Raw genomic sequence first — 883 nt, forward strand, 5'->3', positions numbered from 1 at the left:
GTCAGCGCCTATCTAGCACGGCCCGACTTCACTCTTGCGCGGAAGGGTCAGTGGCTGATTTCAGTGGCTGCGGCCGGGATTGGCGACGGGCTCGCCGGGAAATATCCCCGCGATGGCGAGCGCCGCGCCGATCTTCGACAGCGTTTCGAGCATGTCGCCCACGCTCTCCTCGGTCACCACCAGGTCCAGCGTCTCGCGAGTCGCGGTGGGGCCGCGGTCGCGCAGCGAGGTGATCAGTTCGAGAATCACCGCCTCGTGCTCCGACACATGGCTGCAGCCCATCGGGCAGAACGCCAGCGTATCGAGCGCGTCGCGGTTGAGCAGCACCATCGCGCGGTGGAACGGCTGCAGCCCCCCGATCATGCGCCAGCGCGCGAAAGCCGGGGCGAGAAGCTGCGCCGGGCACCGCTTGTGGCCGATCGCGGTGACCCACGCCCGCATGGACCAGACGAGGAACCGGCAGCCTTCGTCGAGGCTGCTGAGCGGGCGGTCGACGTACTTGTACATGGCGGGTCTCCTTTTAGGGCTTGCACATGCGAATGATTATCATTAGCTAGTGTTGCGCGGCTTGCTCCTCTCGTCAAGCCTGCACCAAGCCCGGAGAAACGCTTGTCATGGGGCGTTTCTCCCATCCTGTGACCTTGGCCGGGGCGGCTCCTTGCCTTGCCCGCCCCGGCCGTCTTTTCTTCAGGGTCACGGAGACGGCGAAAGGCCGCCAATTTCGCCAACATCGGCCAAATGTCGGCCGGATTATCGCCCAATTGCCGTCATCCCAGCGAAGGCTGGGACCGCTATCGGTCTTTAGGCGCGAACCGTCGTGAGAAGGATTACCACGCCAAGTGGGCTGTTCGCGGCCAGCGGTCCCAGCTTTCGCTGGGATGAC

1 protein-coding gene is annotated in these 883 nt (G+C 64.8%); it reads right to left on the reverse strand.

Going from position 1 to position 883, the window contains the following annotated elements:
- Window positions 1-60: 60 nt before the first annotated feature.
- Window positions 61-507: a hypothetical protein gene (locus tag ACYPYD_RS26160; protein WP_008831086.1), complete on the reverse strand. Its 447-nt coding sequence runs from the start codon at window positions 505-507 to the stop codon at window positions 61-63.
- Window positions 508-883 lie beyond the last annotated feature (376 nt).

The organism is Novosphingobium sp. 11B (assembly GCF_054589055.1).